Origin of the sequence: Escherichia marmotae (genome assembly GCF_002900365.1) — a bacterium.
Taxonomy (GTDB): domain Bacteria; phylum Pseudomonadota; class Gammaproteobacteria; order Enterobacterales; family Enterobacteriaceae; genus Escherichia; species Escherichia marmotae.
In genome coordinates, this window is record NZ_CP025980.1 from 38,291 (window position 1) to 54,959 (window position 16,669).

Genomic DNA, 16,669 nt, shown 5'->3' on the forward strand with positions numbered 1-16,669 from the left:
TACAACAATGGTGAGGCTATATTCCTGTATGGCTTTCGTCTCTTTTTTGTACATCATACCGGGGTTAAGTGGATGACAATATCTACCCTCGTCCAAATTCCAGCCGTTGCACATTCACCATTCCCGGCTTTTCGCCTGCACTGACATCAATTTGCTTAACCCGCAACGCATACTTTTCGTTCAGCACGTTTAACCAACTTAGCAGATCATTAAAAACCACAGGATCAATCCAGACCTGAATATTCTCCCCGCGCTCAGCTATTCGCATGATTACAACAGAATGCTCGGAAGCACAGTCACTGATTACCCGCGATACCTGCACAGGCGTTGTTATGCCAGATTTGCGTGCTGCAACAATATCTGGCACGGCACTCTTCAACTGGGTGTTCATCGCCAAAAACTGCTGCAATATTGTCTCATTTTGCTCAACCCGTTGATTAAGCGGTTGCCAAATAAGTGCGTAATAGCCCGCGCAAAACAGGAACACCACCGCGGCCAGTAACATGCCCTTTTCTCGCGGCGAACGCCCCGACAGGTGTTGTGTGAGCCAGTGTTCACCACGACTTAACAGGGGCTCACACCATTGCTGAAAACAGTGAATAATTTTATCGCGTAACATGTTCTCTCCTCCGCAACGTTACACCACCGGAAATCGCATCCCCCTCTTTCTGTAACGCGTCCTGTTGCACAGAATAATCTGCCGCCAGTATGGTTCGTAGTTTGTCAAAGCTGGCAAAGTTAGCGGCCCGTAGCTGGAGGTGAAGCGTCTGGCGTTTTTGATCAAAGGTGAACCCCCGTATTTCAATGTCGGAAAGTGATGCCGACTTCAGGGTACTGGCGATCGCAGACAATTCTTCGAGCAGATCGGTATCATCGACCTGCGGGCGATATTTTTTCAGCGCCATCGAGACCTGGGAGCGCAGATTTACAATCCGCTTCTGTTCAGGGAACAGCGTTAAGAATTGTTTCTCGACCTGCGCGCGACTTTGCGCCACCTGTCCGCTGGCGCTCCATAATGTCACGCCTCGTTCCACTGCCAGCGCAACCAGGAGCAGCAATACCGGCAGAATCATCCCCCGCCAGCGCGCCCACTGTTTTCGGTAACTGACGCGAGGTAGCCACGGTCCGATCAGTAGGTTCCCTTCAGGCTCTCCATATGTGGTAATGGCTGGCAGAACCGCAACTGTCAGTCGTTCGGCGTTTGCACCAGCCCATGTGGATAACTCTTCCGGCTCGATCCCGCCCACGGTCAGCGTAAGCGGTGACTCTTGCTCATTGATCTGAGCGCGAAGCATTACCGGGGCCAGCGCCCGCCCGGCGCTCCATCCACGGCATTCATCAATTCGGCAGATAACCCTTTGCGCATCGCCAACCATATATCCACAAGGAATGGACATCCAGTCCGGTGCGACGGTGGCACGGGTGATGCCGTTTGCCTGCATCCACGGCACAATATTGCGCATATGCTGCTGGTGAATCACCGCCACAGTTGCCAGTTGCTGGTCAATTTTTAACGGCGCAAAATGCAGCTCGTCAATATCCTGGTTCAGATCTTCTTCAAGTAATGCGGGCAGAATAGTTAGTACCTTCTTGCGGGCGACATCAGGCAGTTCAACCTGCCAGATGCTGATCCATTCGCCGGGAATGTAGAGTCGAATCGTATCTGTTTGCAGCCATTGCAGGAGACGTTCATCGGCGACGTCAGGCCAGACGCCGTGTTCCGCGTCGGTTGTACGGCGTTGCCAGCGAATAGGATCAGAGGCGCAAAACGGGAAAAAAATCTCAAAAACGGAACTCACTCACTTTCTCCTGTCTGATGCCAGAGCACCGAAAAGTGTTGTGGACCCATGCGGACAATTAGTGATTTCATCGTCAGTTCAATCTCATTCACGGTGATATCTGAATGCAGCCAGAAGTAATTACTGCCCACGCTCAGGACGGTTTTTAGCTGTTTTTTCGTACGCTCATCGACGTCAACAAGTAGCGGATGCGCGAGAAACTGATCGACATCTTCCCAACCTTTCCCCGGACGTTGTTGTAATAATGCCCGCGCCTGGGCGGAGTTTAACCACGGGTCGAACAGTGCCTCAATAATCACACTTTGCGCGACGTCTAAGGTGTTGATGTTTATTTGCTGGCTGTTCATCGGCAACGCACAGACCAGCGGTTTGAGTTTTTGATAGAGCCCGGCGTCCATTCCCTGCACGACACGCATCTCGCTGATATCAGCCAGCGGCTGATTAGCGGCGTAAAAAGGTACCGGGCGAGCGAGATATTCACTGTCTTCACGGCCCAGACGCGTTTGCACGCTGCTGTCTTCGTCAATAAATTCCCACAGGCTTTCTGCAATCAGTTCGGCCCGATAAGCAGGCACCTCAAGGCGCGAGATCAGGGCAATCAGTTGTTGTACCGCGAGCGGACGCGACGTCTTCGTCGGGTGAGCAAGTGCATTCAGGTTAAAGCAGGCCTGCGCGTCGCGCAGGGTGACGGCAATTTGCCCCTGCGGTAGTGGGAAAAAACGGGGGCCGGCGGCCCACGGCTGCGACAGATGCACACGTTTTTCATTTTTCAGGCTCAGACTGAGTGCGCTCAGGGCCAGGCTTTCTGCACTGGCGCTATACCACAGCGCCTGCTGGTACTCCTGCTGGCTGCGCGTTCTCCCCAGTTGATGCTGCATCCCCCCGGAAAGTGTGATGGTTACCAGCATTATGACCGCCAGCAATACCAGCACCACGACCAGTGCCATTCCGCGTTTTGGTGGTGAGATGATCATCATAATTGCGGCCCGCGTAACAACCAGACGCGTTCAATATCGCCCCATTGCGGTGAATGCAGGGTCATGCGTACCGCCACAGGGAGCGCCTGCTGTGATGCCCCGCTCTTCTGCCAGCGCGTGCCATCGTAGAACTGCAAACGGAGCGAATCCGCTGGGATTAATTTTTGCTTTGTCGGCTTCACGCTTCCTGCCGCATCGACCACCGGCCAGGACAACCGTTCGAGGTAACCGTCATGAATGCGGTAACCGACAGTGAGCAGATTACTGCGCGGCAGGTGCATCAACGGATTGACCACGCCACTACGCACAAAACGTATCCCTTCACTTTCGGACGCCAGGACGCCATTTCCGACAAGTAACGCCGGTTCCCGCTGCCCCTGATCGCCTCTTACCGGGCGCGGCATCATTTGGGTCAGATCGTGAGTCAGAAAACTCATCGTTTGCTGCATGAGGTTTAGTTTTTGATCGTGTTCAGCGACAGCACTATTCACGCGTGTGACGCCGTTTGTTACCTGCTGCGCCATCAGCGCCAGCGAAGCAAAAATAGCGATTGCAACCAGCATTTCCAGTAACGTAAAACCAGAGCAAATCCTTCTCACTGCGGGCCTCCGGTGGCGCTAAACCAGGCACGTCGTGACTGTATGATCTGCGAAAAGTCTTCGTGACGACTGACTTCAATATCCACCGCCTGGAGCAGCGCATTGCCTGTATTCAGTGGGATCGTTCGCCAGTACCAGCGGTTTCCTGCCATTTCACTCTCGCCCTGATGCCTGACAGCCCGCTGCTCGCGGTTCATCAGGTAGAACAGTGCGGTCTGATTTTCGGCTACCCAGCCAGCTACCGTTTTCTCCTCAAGAATTTGCTGATTACTCAGCGCACCGCTGGCAATCTGTAACACCGCCGTAGCAGCCAGCGCAAAAATCGCCAGCGCGATCATCACTTCCAGCAAGGTAAAACCGCGCTTCATGGCATCCTCTCATCACATTGACTGAGAGATAACGCGCCATCGTGCGCCAGTTTTACCGCCCAACATGCGTTTTGCGCCGCAGAGTAAAAACGCAGCGTAAACGGCGTGGTGGGTTCAAAAGGTGAGAAATGGATTTGCGGCGTCTTCTTTTTCGCCTCTTTTTGTAGCTCCAGTTCAATATCGTGCAGTGTAAGGCGGCGACGTTGCAGCTCCAGCGCATACTCCTTATGCCAGATATCACTTCCGTGTTGTAACAGCATCTGCACCTGCTTCGGCACCGTAACCTGTGCCGATAATCGGGTCGCAGATACGGGCAACCACTGCCCCTGGCGACGCTGCATAAACTGGTAGCCGGGCGGGTCGATTAGCACACCGAGTGTTTGCCCTTCGATCACTGCCTTGTCCTTAAACTGCGCAAAGCGAGTCAGAAAATCCTGCGCCGCTTTTTTCGCAGGCGATTCAGAATCGGTCGCAAAAGTCTGTACCACGCCTGCACTGGCAAGGCCGATCAGGAAAATCACCAGCATGATTTCCAGAAGAGTGAATCCGCGTCCAGGCACTGATTACTGAAACTCCTGTAAATTCCAGTTACCGATATCTGCGGCAGCCCCTTCTCCGTTTTCCTGACCATCCGCCCCTAAGGTGTAAACATCAAACATCCCTTTTTCACCCGGACTGAGATACTGATAATCATTGCCCCACGGATCTTTTGGCAGTCGCTTGATGTACCCACCGGTACGATAATTGCGGGAATCAGCCATATTGGCCGGTTGCCGGATCAACGCCTCAAGTCCCTGTTCAGTAGTCGGATAACGCCCGTTATCCAGTCGGTACATATCCAGTGCATTTTCCAGCGCTACGATATCGCTAATGACTTTCTGCCGTTCCGCTTTCTCTTTGTTACCCAATAAGTTAGGCACGACAAGGCTTGCCAGAACGCCAAGAATAACAATCACCACCATCACTTCCAGTAGGGTAAAGCCTGCACGTGTTTTTTGCGTGAGGGATAACGAATTCATGTGATAACTCCGTAAATTACATTCCAACCATATTGTTCAGTTGCAGCATTGGCTCGAGGATTGCGATGATGATAAACAGCACCACGCCCGCCATCACCACCACCAGTGCCGGTTCAAATAGCCCTAACGCCAGCCCTACCTGAGTATCAAACTCCCGTTCCTGGTTGACCGCTGCCTGCTCAAGCATTGTTTCCAGTTCGCCGCTCTGTTCACCGGAGGCGATCATGTACAGCATCATCGATGGGAACAGACGCAGATCTGCCAGCGCAGCGCGCAGACTGCTTCCTTCGCGAACGCGATCTGCCGCCCGCAACAGTTGTTGCTCGACATAACGATTTGCCGACACAGCGGCAGCGGTCTGAATGCCTTCCAGTAGCGGAACACTGCTGGCGGTGAGGATGCTTAAAGTGCGGGAAAAGCGCGCCGTATTCAGCCCGCGAGCGACCCGTCCCGTCACGGGCAGGCGCAGCAGGATTTTATCCCAGCGCAGGCGTATCGCAGGATTTTTGAGTAGCCGTTGCCCCAACACCAGAAGCCCAAGCAATCCCGCCAGCCAGTAAACGCCGCTGGCCTGTAACGCATCGCTCATGGCGATGAGCGTGCGAGTGGAGGCAGGTAGCACGTGTCCGAGATGATCAAACTGTTCGATGATTTTCGGCACCACCGCCGTCAGCAAAATAGTGACCACGCCCGTTGCCACTACCAACAGCACTAGCGGGTAGAGCATGGCCTGAAGCAGGCGTGATTTCAGACGCTGCCGCTGTTCGGTGTAATCTGCCAGGCGATTGAGCACCACGGCGAGATATCCGGATTTTTCTCCGGCAGCGACCATCGAACAAAACAGGGAATCAAAGATTCTGGGATGTTCGCGCAGGCTATCTGACAGGGTATAACCTTCCTGAATCCGGCTGCGCAGCGCCATCCCGAGGCTTTTTACATGCAGCTTTTCACTTTGCTCACTGACCGCCTGTAAGCAGGTTTCCAGCGGCATTGCTGCCTGTACTAACGTTGCCAGCTGGCGAGTGAACAGCGCCAGATCTGCCGCCGCCACGCGACGATGTGCGTGCCGCCGACGCGGCAACATCCCCCCTGTCGAAGCATTTAGCCGTGCTTCAATGTGCACAGGTATAAGATCTTTACCGCGTAACAACTGACGGGCATGACGCGCGGAATCCGCCTCAATCATGCCTTTGGTTTTGCGACCATTACGTTGTAGCGCCTGATAGTAAAACAGTGCCATTACGCCTCCATTGTGACCCGCAGAACTTCATCGAGAGAGGTTTCACCGGCAAGTACTTTCTCAATGCCGTTGCTGCGGATGCCCGAAGAGTGTTGCCGGACATAACGTTCCAGCTCCAGTTCTCCGGCCTGACGGTGGATCAAATCACGCAATGTGGCATCCACCACGATCAGCTCATGGATGGCGGTACGTCCGCGAAAACCTTTGTGATTACAGGCGGGGCATCCCTGCGGATGGTACAGAGTGACGGTACGCGCGTCGGTAATTCCCAGCAGGCGTTTTTCTTCGTCAGTTGCAGGCGCGGGCTGGCGGCAGTCAGGGCACAGCGTGCGAACCAGTCGCTGCGCCATCACGCCCGTCAGACTGGAAGAGAGCAGGAAAGGCTCGACGCCCATATCCTGCAGACGCGTGATCGCCCCCACCGCCGTGTTGGTATGCAGCGTGGAAAGAACCAGGTGCCCTGTAAGCGATGCCTGGACTGCGATTTCTGCGGTTTCGGTATCGCGGATTTCACCGACCATCACCACATCCGGGTCCTGACGCAAAATCGCACGCAGGCCACGGGCGAAGGTCATACCGACGCGGGTGTTAACCTGCGTCTGACCGATCCCTTCAATCATGTATTCGATGGGGTCTTCAACCGTGAGAATGTTGCGCGAGTGGTTGTTCAGCTCCTGCAACCCAGCGTACAGCGTGGTGCTTTTGCCGGAACCTGTCGGCCCCGTCACCAGAAAGATGCCGTGCGGTTTATGCAATAACTGGCACAACTGCGCGCTCAGTTCATGACTCAGCCCCAGACGCTCCAGCGTCAGGCTGGCCTGGTTTTTGTCCAGCAGTCGCAGTACCACGCGCTCGCCCCAGGCGGATGGCATGGTGGAGACGCGCACATCAATCGCCCGACCGCCCAGCAGCAGCGCAATGCGTCCATCCTGCGGCACGCGCTTTTCGGCGATATCCAGCCGCGCCATCACCTTGATACGCGATACCAGCAGCGAGGCCAGTTTGCGCCCGGGGCGCAGCATTTCATGTAATGTGCCGTCAACGCGAAAACGGATCACCAGACTCTTTTCAAACGTCTCGATGTGGATATCCGACGCGCCTTCTTTAATCGCCTCTGTCAGCATGGCGTTGATCAGTTTGATGATCGGCGCATCGTCATCACTTTCCAGCAGATCTTCCGTTTCCGGCAGTTCTTCTGCGAGGGTAAAAAAGCCCTCAGCAGAACCGAGATCTTCCATCAACTGGCGAGCCTCGGAAGAGTCCCGCTGCCAGACCGCATTCATCCGCTGTTCAAATTCGGCCTCGTCGATTTGCCGCAGCGTAAAAGGCGCGTTCAGCCCCCGCTGTAGCTCCTGCAGGACAGAGAGCGACAGCGGATGAACATGAAGGATCGCCAGCGCGTCTTCACACCATGCCACCAGACTGAACCGCCGGCTGAAACTGTAGGGCAGACGCACGGTGTTAGCGGTGGTTTCCTGTGCTACAGGCACCATTAACGCGTTCTCCCGGCATTAAGGAACGCGCGTACTTCCGGCGGCAATGCCTGGTTTTGCGCTGGCAGTACCGGCTGCGCGGTGTGCGGCATCAGGCTTAAGCCTTGCTCATCGCGATAGATCTGCTCAGCGCGGATATAGTTATATTTGCGCTGCGACACGCCGTCTGCCGCCATTCCGTCACGCAGGATGGTCGGACGGATAAACACCATCAGGTTACGTTTTTCTTTTTTGTCCGCCGTCGATTTAAACAGGTTACCAATCAACGGGATATCGCCCAGCAGCGGCACTTTTGCCACGCTTTCTCCCGCCTGATCGTCCATCAGACCGCCAAGTACAATCAACTCGCCATCGTTAGCCAGCACGGTGGTTTTCAGTTTACGCTCACCAAACACGACGTCGAGGCCGGTCTGTCCTTCCACCTTCGAGACTTCCTGCTCAATCACCATCTGTACCGCGTTACCTTCGTTAATCTGCGGCGTGACTTTCAGCATGATGCCGACTTTTTTCCTCTCTACCGTGTTGAAAGGATTGCTGTTATTGGAGCCAACGGTAGAGCCGGTTAATACCGGAACGTCCTGGCCCACCATGAAGAAGGCTTCCTGGTTGTCCAGCGTGGTGATGCTCGGTGTGGAGAGCACGTTAGAGCTGGAGTCGTTTTTAACCGCCTGTACCAGCCCCATCCAGTCGCCTTTCACCACGCCAACCGCCGTACCGCTAAAGCCAGAAAGAAGCTGTGCGAGCGTGGAGAGATCGCCGTTGGTATCCGGGTTAATGGTGGTGGCACCGTTTTCACTGATCACCGTGGAACCTTTCTGCGGTTTCGCCTGAGAAATGGCTGCCCCCAGCGTGCCGATAGGGATCTGCGTACCGTTGGCAAACTGCATTAATCCGGCATCTTTCGACGCCCACTGCACGCCGAAGTTGATATTACTGCCTTCGGCAACTTCCACGATCAAGGCCTCAACATGCACCTGAGCACGGCGAATATCCAGTTGTTCAATCACGCTTTGCAGCGACTGCATGATGTCCTGCGGCGCAGTAACAATCAGGGCATTACTGTGTTTGCTGGCAGCAATGGAAACGACCTCACGCCCGCTACCCGCCGTACCTTCTGCCTCTTCTTTAGCCGCCGTGAGCGTGCCGCTGACCTGTTTCAACACATCGACCAGATCTTCGGCTTTGCTGTATTTGAGGTAGAATACCTGGCTGTTGCCGCTGCGCTCCATTTCTGAATCCAGGCGACGGATCAGGCGGCGCATTTTGTCTCGCGTGGCGGGGTCACCACTGACAATTACACTGTTGGTGCGTTCGTCGGCGACAATTTGAGATTTCAGCGTTGCTGGCTGGTTCTCGCCGCTATTTTTAGCCAGACTTTCCAGCACGCGAGCAATTTCCGAGGCCGAGGCGTTATCCAGCGGGATCACCTCTTCGGTGCGATTTCCCGCGTGATCCACGCGCTGGATCACTTCCGTCAGGCGCTCCACGACTGAGGCACGTCCGGTGAGCATAATTACGTTGGAGGGATCGTAATTAACGACGTTGCCTGAACCCGCGCTGTCGATCATCTGGCGCAGAATTGGCGCCAGTTCGCGTACCGACACATTGCGTACCGGCACCACTTTGGTGACCATTTCATCGCCCGCGTAGTTGTCGCTGCCTTCACCGACCAACGGCAGCGGCTCGACTTTTGCGGCACTGGATTTCACCACCTTCAACACGTCATTTTCCATCGGTACGATGGCATATCCCTGCGCTTCCAGCAGGTTAAGGAATAGCTGGTAATACTGGCGTTCATTGAGCGGAGTCATGGTGCGAATACTCACTTTCCCCTGTACGCCCGGCCCCATAATGATGGTTTTATTGAGGTTAGCACCGACGGTTTCGATAAATGATTTCAGGTCGGTATCTTTAAAATTGGCGGTGAAGGTGGCTTCTTCCGCCCAGACCGGTGAACTACATAATGCCGCTGCCAGCACCAGCGGCAGTAAACGCTTTTTTGTTTTGAGGCCAGTTGTCTTTTTACGCCAAACCGACAACGTAATATCACGCCAAAACACGATGAATGATTCTCCTGGATTAAATGCGGTTAGCGCAGCGCGATGGAAATGTCGTAGCGCGCATCCTTGCGTAAAACCGTGAGTTGAATGGAATCCATTGAGGGTAACTGCCGCATCAGAGCAATCATTGCTCGTGGATCAGTGAAATCCTGCTGATTTAGCGCAATGGCGATATCGCCTTCCCTGAAACCGCTGGCATCGAACAGAGAACGATCTGCCCCCGGTTTCACTGCATAGCCGACAATCCCCTCCTTACGCACAGGCGTAAGCTGGATATAGTTAAAAATTTTCTGCGGATCTTTCGCCAGTGCCTGACGCACGGCTGACGGGATCTCAACTGGCGCACTGGCAATTGGTTCAACAACAGCTTGCTTTGCTTCGTCACTGGCGGCTTTTTTGTTGGTCACAGCAACGGCGGAACGTTCCTCTTCAGCCAGACTCAGGCGCTCTATTTTTCCCTGATAACGCAGCATCACATGGTCGCGATTGATTTCCTCAATCACCGCGTTGTGAGAGCCCAACGTTTCGCCCCGCAAATAGACTTGCTGTTTGCCGCTTTCTTCAATGACTGCGCCGGGTCTGGCGCCAAAGGCGATCCCGCGCAGTACCACGTTGAGACGAGTTTCCTCCACCGGTACAGGTTCGGGTTGTTTTACTGGTACAGCAACAGGCTGATATTTGCCAAACCAGTTTTGCTGGCTGATTATTTTCACGTCTTTTTTATCGAACGTTTTTGCATCCACACGGGTCAGTTTATTCACCGATGAGGAAACCGCCGTATATTCTTCAGAAAAGGAAATATAGCGCCATAATGAATACGCCATTTTTGTGGAAATAATAATCATCATCAGCCAGAATATCCCGCGAATAATTTTCCGCAGTTGCTTTTTTTCTTTATTAAAATATTGCCCCTGGCTAAGAGTTTGAAAAATTTTTGTCAGCCATTGAATGAAATAAATTCGTGCATCACGAAAAACAACCCGCGCCAATTTATCTATACCCGACGTTATGCTTTGTCTATTCCACAGGTGGTACGATCCAGTTTCCGCTGATACTGGTTGCCTGTGCGTGTATCATTAATAGCTATGCTGTAATTAATGCCCTCGGTGATCATTAATTTCACCGTTGGGTCAGCGCACATTTGTCGTTGGTAGCTGGTTAAAAAGACGTCAGGCGCCTGCGTGGTCTGGATACCCGCTTCGCTGACAATGGTCATTTTTACCGTCGTGCCGCTACTTTGTGCCAGCACCAGGGTATATCCCGCAGATTTAATCGGCAGGTTTTGACTGATATTTTGCGCCTGTTTTTTTGCCAGTAAACTGGCGTTTTCATTATGGTTTGCGCATCCACTTAATAATCCTGTAACGCTCAATAATAGCGATATTAATACCTGCTTCGGCATCTGTTTTATCGACATGGTTAATAATCTCTAAGGTTATTAATAAAAGTTAAAATGTCACTTCAATAATGACGTAGTTATAATTAAAGCAATGCCTGTAGATAAATTATTACTATACCGCCCAGACTTAAACACGGTCCAAAAGGCAGCGTAGTTGATCCTTTTTTTGTAAAAACGGCATATATCAGGCCGCAGCATGATGCGATTAAAGCGACATTAGGCAACGACAACGCCCCCACCCAACTGCCTAAAGCTGCGAACAATAATACATCGCCCATGCCTAATGCTTCTTTACGCAGAATTATTCCGGCCAGCCAGCGCAGCGAGTAAAAGGAGACAAACCCCACCAGTACACCGGTAACTGCGTCTTGTAGCGTGAGCGGACTCAGCTGCGCCCATGCCGCAATCAGTCCTGTCCACAATACGCCCTGAGTAAAGACATCGGGCAGCCATTGGTTATCAAGGTCGATGATGCTCGCAGCAATCAGCCAGGCAGATAATATCATCACCGCCAGTCCCCATCCACCTTCCGGCCAGACCAGACTCGCCAGAAAAAAAGCGAGTGCCGTCAATAACTCAACCAGCGGATAACGCTTGCTGATTTTAGCCTGACAGTCACGGCAGCGCCCTTTGAGTATCAGCCAGGAGAGGAGTGGAATGTTGTCACGAACGCGAATGGTCTGCTGGCAATGCGGACAGTACGAACGCGGCAGTGCAAGGCTTATTTTTGGCTGCGCATTCTGCGTTTCGCCCTGAAACTCCGCCATTTGTTGGCGAAGCATGATAGGGTAACGCCAAATTACCACATTCAAAAAACTGCCGATGATCAATCCTCCGACGATTGCCAGTATGGGCATCGCCGCAGGGTATTGCTGAAAAACATAAAAAAGCATGATTAAAGGTTATTTGTTGTAACTTGCTGAATTTGGCGTGAACGCCTTATCCGGCCTACAGGTTTCTGCCAGTGCTATTAATAGCGGCCTTCCCTCCAGGCCCAATAAGCTGGCGCATCGGGAAAATGTGTTAACCCGGTGCGCCTTATTTCATGCCGGATGCGCGTGAACGCCTTATCCGGCCTACAGGCTTACTCGGCAGACATCTTATGCTCGGTAACCTTGTTAATGGCTTCCGGTCCTTGCTGCGGTTTCGGCAGGTGCAGCGCCGCGAGCGTGCTGTAAGCCGACTGGCTCACACCGCCCTCAAAGCTCATCTCCGTCGCCCCAGGAAGCTGGTAAGCATTCGCGCCCGGATTCCATTTCTTAAAGAACTCCGAAAGATCCTTCTGGGCGACCCAGGAGGCGCACAGCATTAGCGTATCAGCAGCGTTACCGTTGGATTCGGCACAGTAATTCTTGTCGCCAAACCGGGTTTTGCCAACCTCATCGCCGCGCGCTTTACGGTGCATCAACTGGAACAGGTTCCAGCCTTTCATCCCTTCACGCTCGCTGTAGAACGCTGGCAGAGTCGTACCTTCTGGATACCACTGCTTGATATCAAAGTTTTTCTCTGCCCACTCCTTCAGTTGTGCGTACATCAGCAGGCGGTCCCCCGCACCGCCGCGTGCCCATGCCTGGCCATTGCTCTCATCCAGATACTCCGGCGCAACGGTAATACCTTCAGCGACACGGTTCATCTTGCCGAGATAACGATCCTGCATGTACAGCGCCAGCACGTTGTTCGCCACTTCAGTGGCACCCGGTACAGTCAGCGGCGTTTCAGCGGCGTTGTGCCCTACTTCATGCCAGATCAACCAGTCATTCAGCGGCGTCGTCGGCAGCGTGGTGCTGTTCGGCGAGAAGCTGCTGTTCATCACCGGATAACCAGAGTGCGCAGCACCAATAGAGATCTGCACATCGTTGGTGAAACGGTGTTTGTGCCCCGTCAATGCTTCATAGGTAAACATCCGGTGGTTACCGTTTTCGTCATTACGGCCATAGAAGTCATTCATTGAGCTGGCAAAGGTATCCAGATCTTTGCTGAATTGCTCCAGACCGCCAATGTAATTGCTGGCGTTCAGGTTCTTCTTCGGCGTGGTATAGACGAAAGCGCCTGATTCCAGCTCACCCAGCGGAGCCGGTGAGTTCAGATCGTGTTGCCACTTACCGTCTTTATAGAACGGCGCTTTTACTACACCGGTAAAGGTGAAGCTGGCAGATTCATTGGTAGAACTATTACCCTTGATATAAATCAGACCGCCGTAAGGCACCTTGAACGTCAATTCACCGTTAGCCGCCAGAGAATAGGTTTTAGTGACTCTTGGCGGACGGTTCAGCGCAACTTCATGCTTCTCACGTCCGGTCAGGTCATCAGCCAACGCCACGGTAACAGTCACTGGGACTGACGCCGAAGACTTAATGGTAACGTCCTGCTGAGCCGGTGCCCACAGGCCGGTTGACTGCATGTTACCCGCAAACCATTTGGTCGGATTCGAGTACAGGCTGATGGTTTCAGTAACCTCTTCTCCTCCTACAGATACCGCTCCAGGGTACTTCTCAACATCAACCTTGATGTTCAGATCCCACCAGGAACGGCCCAGCATCAGGCGCGTTAGCGGTTTTTCCATATAGTTGAGCGGGTAGCTCGGGTTCATCATGCCAACTTTATTGCCTTCACCGTAAATCATCTTATTATCGACCAGCGACTGTTTCAGATCTGCTGAGCACTGCGTGCCGCCGGTATAGGCATTATTGGTATAGCAGTTCAGGAACTCAGTAAATGTTTTAAAGCCCAGCTCATCATCTTTGTCGCTTTCGTAACGATAGGCAGTGTCATTCCACAGCCAGACCGACATGTTCTGGTACAAACGATCCAGATCTACACTACTAAGACGCTCGCCCTGACGACCTTTGGTCCGGAAATAGAGCTCATGTTGATACAGGCGCTGAATGTTGGTGCCCAAATCCGCTGCCTGCAGCATCGCCTTCGCAGTGTCAGCGCTAAGATTCAGTTGCGTATACTGCGGAACATACATGGCCCCCGTTACTGGAACGCCCGTGCCAGGACGGTATTCCAGACAGTTGATCTCGTAATGGTAAGTCGAGTCTTTACACTCCTGTAATCCCGGAAACGCGTCCAGAATTTTCTTCTTCGCAGCGGCCAGCGACTCGGACGTTTTGTGATCGGCTTCATCAATAAAGGCATAACGAGTTTCCTGTTTGCCATCTACATCCTCCAGCCAGCTGGCAACTTCCAAGTTCGGTTTCTTATCAGGCTTGTTATCAGTCTGATATTTCCATGTAACCTCTCCTGTTTTAGGATCAATAGTATATGGCAGCGCACCTTCTACGACTGGATAACGCTCATACACCCAAATGCCCGTTGCACGCTGCTGACGAACACGGTTCGGGTTACCCTGAGGATCGGTATTTACCACCGACTTGTTGAGTGCCATTGACAGGCCTGCAGCATCAAGCAGGCGCACAAAGCCAGACGCGCTCTCTTCCTTAAGATTGCTCATCACGTTTTCCATGATCAGCACCGATCCACCTTTGTTCAGATAGGCAATCAGGTCGGTCACATCCTGCTGAGTCAACTTCGGCTTGCTGGTGTCGGCACGCAGTGGTATCGCATAGGGATCACCTGACCATTGAGTCACATACTCAAAGCCATTGAGGATTAACAGAGGAACTTCATCAGGATTCAGATTGCCATAACTGGTCAACGGTTTAACCGTGATCCCGGCAAAATCCTCATGGAAAGCAAACGGTGCGCGATTTCCCAATACCTGACCAGCTTTTTTGAAATAAACGTTTTCCAGATTCGTCCCCACGGTCATTGTGCTCTTGGTATCAGGCAGCCAGAGTTCATTTGACAGATAGCGCAGCACGTTCTCCATGAAGTTCTTCATGTCATCCGGGTCGCTGTTGAGCGTACACTGCCCGTCTTTATTAACGCCCCCGTTCCAGCTGTAACCGTTCGGGCAACGCAGGATGCTGTTGTAGTGTGGGTTACCGATAACCATCAGCTTGCCATCGCCGACTTGCCCCAGCGAGATAAACGGCAGGTTGAAGGTCGCCGTATCACGCGTAACGTTTTCAGGTTCAACAAGAGATGGCGCTTCCGTAATGTACGCCAGCTCATTTTTATCCCAGGCACGTTTCTCGCCGAAGGCCAGCCAGTAGTTTTTATCATTACGCGCCATCATCACAGGGTACGCTGCATTGGAGATATTCACCACTGCCTGGCCCCGCGCACTACCGGTGCTGCCATAGAAGTTGGTTGAGTCATGGAATACATGGAACTTGCTAACAGATTTATAGTTCGTATCCACGCCCCACAACTTATTGATTATGCTTTGGATCTGTCCTTCATTAACATTACGCGTCGTCAGAGAGAACCAGCGAGCCAGGTTACAACCATCGGTTTTCGCACAGATTGCATTATCAATTTCTTTTGCCTGACCCGTATTTAATTGTTCGATAAATGCGTTTGGTAACGTAACAACTTGATCACCGTTACCCAGCGTCGCGCCATTGGATAACGAGAGGTTGATAATCTCGTTGATCACGTTGGGATATTCGGCAAAGACCTTGCGCACATCCTCCGGAACTACACGAGTATTATTTTGTCCGGCTTTCGAATATCGGTGAATCAGTTGATCGATATTAGCCCCGCGAACTTCGTCCCCCAACTCCGTCAACGTAATGGTCGACTTATTACCGCGTACTGAGCCCAATTCAAAGGTGTCGATACCAAAGGTGATGGTTTCCCCCCAGCTAAAGGAGAACTCACCGTTGTCTCCGGTTACACCACGGCCAGAATTGGTGTAGTAGTTGACGCCAGCAACACCATTTCTCTGACTATCCAGCAGTTTACCTTCGGAGAGAATGATTTCAGTGGGCTGATACTGATAAAACTGTTCTGCGTTAGCTGACACAAAGGAAGCGTTCAAATCCGGTTTAGCTCCCGGTGTCGTAACAGGCACTACCGATGAGGTATGAGTTGATGGGGCTTTATTGGTCGCGGCATTATTTTCCACCTCTTCATTCACCAGCTTGCTGAAATCGCCTTCAGCCAAGTCAATTTTCTTATACAGCTTTTCAAAGCGCGCGCGATCGAGCACTGACGAGAAGATCAAACAAAGTCGCTCTGTATCAGCCGGACAACTGTTGCTGGATGTCACCAGTGAGATCGCATTGTTTTTCTTATTTTCAGCCCCCGCCAGTTCCAGTGCGTCCTCCAGGTTAAACGATACTTTTTCAACTGAACGCAGGCTACGTGCGGCTTCTGGTAAGGTATCGAATGTCGCGACTGTCGTACTGCCAACCATACAACTGATGGTGTCACCAGGCGTGAAGGTAAAACCGTCGCTGGATTCACTATTACAAGTAGCGCCAGTGACTCGCAGGCTTCCACCCAGCGTCAGATAACCCGTTTTCGTAGGAACAGGTTCTGGCTCCGGCATTGGTGATGGCTCTGGATCAGGAATCGGTTCCGGATTTGGTGTTGGCTCTGGAATTGGTTTCGGATTTGGTATCGGCTCTGGATCAGGAAGCGGTTCCGGATTCGGTGTTGGAGCGGGTTTTACGTCCGGTAAATCCCCTGCTCCAGAATCAACAGGCGGCATAATGGTGGACGTTCCTGAACCTCCACTATCACAACCGGCTAGCAGCGTTGAGCTTAAAATAGCCGCTAAAAGCGATTTCTTATATTTAAATTTTCTGTTCATTATAAATAAAATTGAATATTTGTTAGGTTGATATTTATTTCACTACC

14 protein-coding genes are annotated in these 16,669 nt (G+C 52.5%); all 14 read right to left on the minus strand.

What is annotated here, in order from left to right; genetic code table 11:
* Window positions 1–82 precede the first annotated feature (82 nt).
* Window positions 83–619, minus strand: a complete 537-nt coding sequence (gene gspM, locus C1192_RS24085) for a type II secretion system protein GspM (RefSeq protein WP_038355927.1) — start codon at window positions 617–619, stop codon at window positions 83–85.
* Window positions 606–1,799 carry a type II secretion system protein GspL gene (gspL, locus tag C1192_RS24090; RefSeq protein ID WP_038355926.1) on the minus strand — a complete coding sequence of 398 codons (1,194 nt, stop codon included), beginning with the start codon at window positions 1,797–1,799 and terminating at the stop codon, window positions 606–608. Before gspL ends, gspM begins: the two co-directional genes overlap by 14 nt.
* Complete coding sequence (gene gspK / locus C1192_RS24095; protein ID WP_038355925.1) at window positions 1,796–2,773, minus strand: type II secretion system minor pseudopilin GspK; 978 nt, start codon at window positions 2,771–2,773, stop codon at window positions 1,796–1,798. The genes gspL and gspK overlap by 4 nt, the downstream gene beginning before the upstream one ends.
* Window positions 2,773–3,375 (minus strand): type II secretion system minor pseudopilin GspJ, encoded by a 603-nt coding sequence (gene gspJ / locus C1192_RS24100; RefSeq protein WP_038355924.1) that lies wholly within the window; start codon window positions 3,373–3,375, stop codon window positions 2,773–2,775. Before gspJ ends, gspK begins: the two co-directional genes overlap by 1 nt.
* A complete protein-coding gene (gene gspI / locus C1192_RS24105; RefSeq protein ID WP_038355923.1) occupies window positions 3,372–3,743 on the minus strand; it encodes a type II secretion system minor pseudopilin GspI in 372 nt (123 codons plus the stop codon). The genes gspJ and gspI overlap by 4 nt, the downstream gene beginning before the upstream one ends.
* Window positions 3,740–4,303, minus strand: coding sequence for a type II secretion system minor pseudopilin GspH (gene gspH / locus C1192_RS24110; RefSeq protein WP_038355922.1), 564 nt, complete (start codon window positions 4,301–4,303; stop codon window positions 3,740–3,742). Before gspH ends, gspI begins: the two co-directional genes overlap by 4 nt.
* A gap of 3 nt (window positions 4,304–4,306) precedes the next feature.
* The gene (gspG, locus tag C1192_RS24115) at window positions 4,307–4,762 is read right to left on the minus strand and encodes a type II secretion system major pseudopilin GspG (protein ID WP_038355921.1); all 456 of its coding nucleotides are present in this window, start codon (window positions 4,760–4,762) and stop codon (window positions 4,307–4,309) included.
* Window positions 4,763–4,778: 16 nt separating this feature from the next.
* Window positions 4,779–6,002, minus strand: coding sequence for a type II secretion system inner membrane protein GspF (gene gspF, locus C1192_RS24120; RefSeq protein WP_038355920.1), 1,224 nt, complete (start codon window positions 6,000–6,002; stop codon window positions 4,779–4,781).
* Entirely contained in the window at window positions 6,002–7,495 is a 1,494-nt protein-coding gene (gspE, locus tag C1192_RS24125) for a type II secretion system ATPase GspE (RefSeq protein WP_038355919.1), read from the minus strand. The genes gspF and gspE overlap by 1 nt, the downstream gene beginning before the upstream one ends.
* Window positions 7,495–9,555, minus strand: coding sequence for a type II secretion system secretin GspD (gene gspD / locus C1192_RS24130; protein ID WP_038355918.1), 2,061 nt, complete (start codon window positions 9,553–9,555; stop codon window positions 7,495–7,497). The genes gspE and gspD overlap by 1 nt, the downstream gene beginning before the upstream one ends.
* 29 nt (window positions 9,556–9,584) lie before the next feature.
* Complete coding sequence (gspC, locus tag C1192_RS24135) at window positions 9,585–10,544, minus strand: type II secretion system protein GspC (protein WP_038355917.1); 960 nt, start codon at window positions 10,542–10,544, stop codon at window positions 9,585–9,587.
* 17 nt (window positions 10,545–10,561) lie between these two features.
* Window positions 10,562–10,972 carry a type II secretion system pilot lipoprotein GspS-beta gene (gene gspS2, locus C1192_RS24140; protein WP_038355916.1) on the minus strand — a complete coding sequence of 137 codons (411 nt, stop codon included), beginning with the start codon at window positions 10,970–10,972 and terminating at the stop codon, window positions 10,562–10,564.
* Between the two features lie 65 nt (window positions 10,973–11,037).
* Entirely contained in the window at window positions 11,038–11,847 is an 810-nt protein-coding gene (locus C1192_RS24145) for a prepilin peptidase (protein WP_038355915.1), read from the minus strand.
* Window positions 11,848–12,038: 191 nt separating this feature from the next.
* Window positions 12,039–16,622, minus strand: coding sequence for a lipoprotein metalloprotease SslE (sslE, locus tag C1192_RS24150; protein WP_038355914.1), 4,584 nt, complete (start codon window positions 16,620–16,622; stop codon window positions 12,039–12,041).
* Window positions 16,623–16,669 lie beyond the last annotated feature (47 nt).

What these genes read in the sequence shown, in the direction of transcription:
- gspM (WP_038355927.1), bottom strand. Translation starts at nt 619, where the DNA reads ATGTTACGCGATAAAATTATTCACTGTTTTCAGCAATGGTGTGAGCCC.
- gspK (WP_038355925.1), bottom strand. Translation starts at nt 2,773, where the DNA reads ATGATCATCTCACCACCAAAACGCGGAATGGCACTGGTCGTGGTGCTG.
- gspI (WP_038355923.1), bottom strand. Translation starts at nt 3,743, where the DNA reads ATGAAGCGCGGTTTTACCTTGCTGGAAGTGATGATCGCGCTGGCGATT.
- gspG (WP_038355921.1), bottom strand. Translation starts at nt 4,762, where the DNA reads ATGAATTCGTTATCCCTCACGCAAAAAACACGTGCAGGCTTTACCCTA.
- gspF (WP_038355920.1), bottom strand. Translation starts at nt 6,002, where the DNA reads ATGGCACTGTTTTACTATCAGGCGCTACAACGTAATGGTCGCAAAACC.
- gspE (WP_038355919.1), bottom strand. Translation starts at nt 7,495, where the DNA reads ATGGTGCCTGTAGCACAGGAAACCACCGCTAACACCGTGCGTCTGCCC.
- gspS2 (WP_038355916.1), bottom strand. Translation starts at nt 10,972, where the DNA reads ATGTCGATAAAACAGATGCCGAAGCAGGTATTAATATCGCTATTATTG.
- C1192_RS24145 (WP_038355915.1), bottom strand. Translation starts at nt 11,847, where the DNA reads ATGCTTTTTTATGTTTTTCAGCAATACCCTGCGGCGATGCCCATACTG.
- sslE (WP_038355914.1), bottom strand. Translation starts at nt 16,622, where the DNA reads ATGAACAGAAAATTTAAATATAAGAAATCGCTTTTAGCGGCTATTTTA.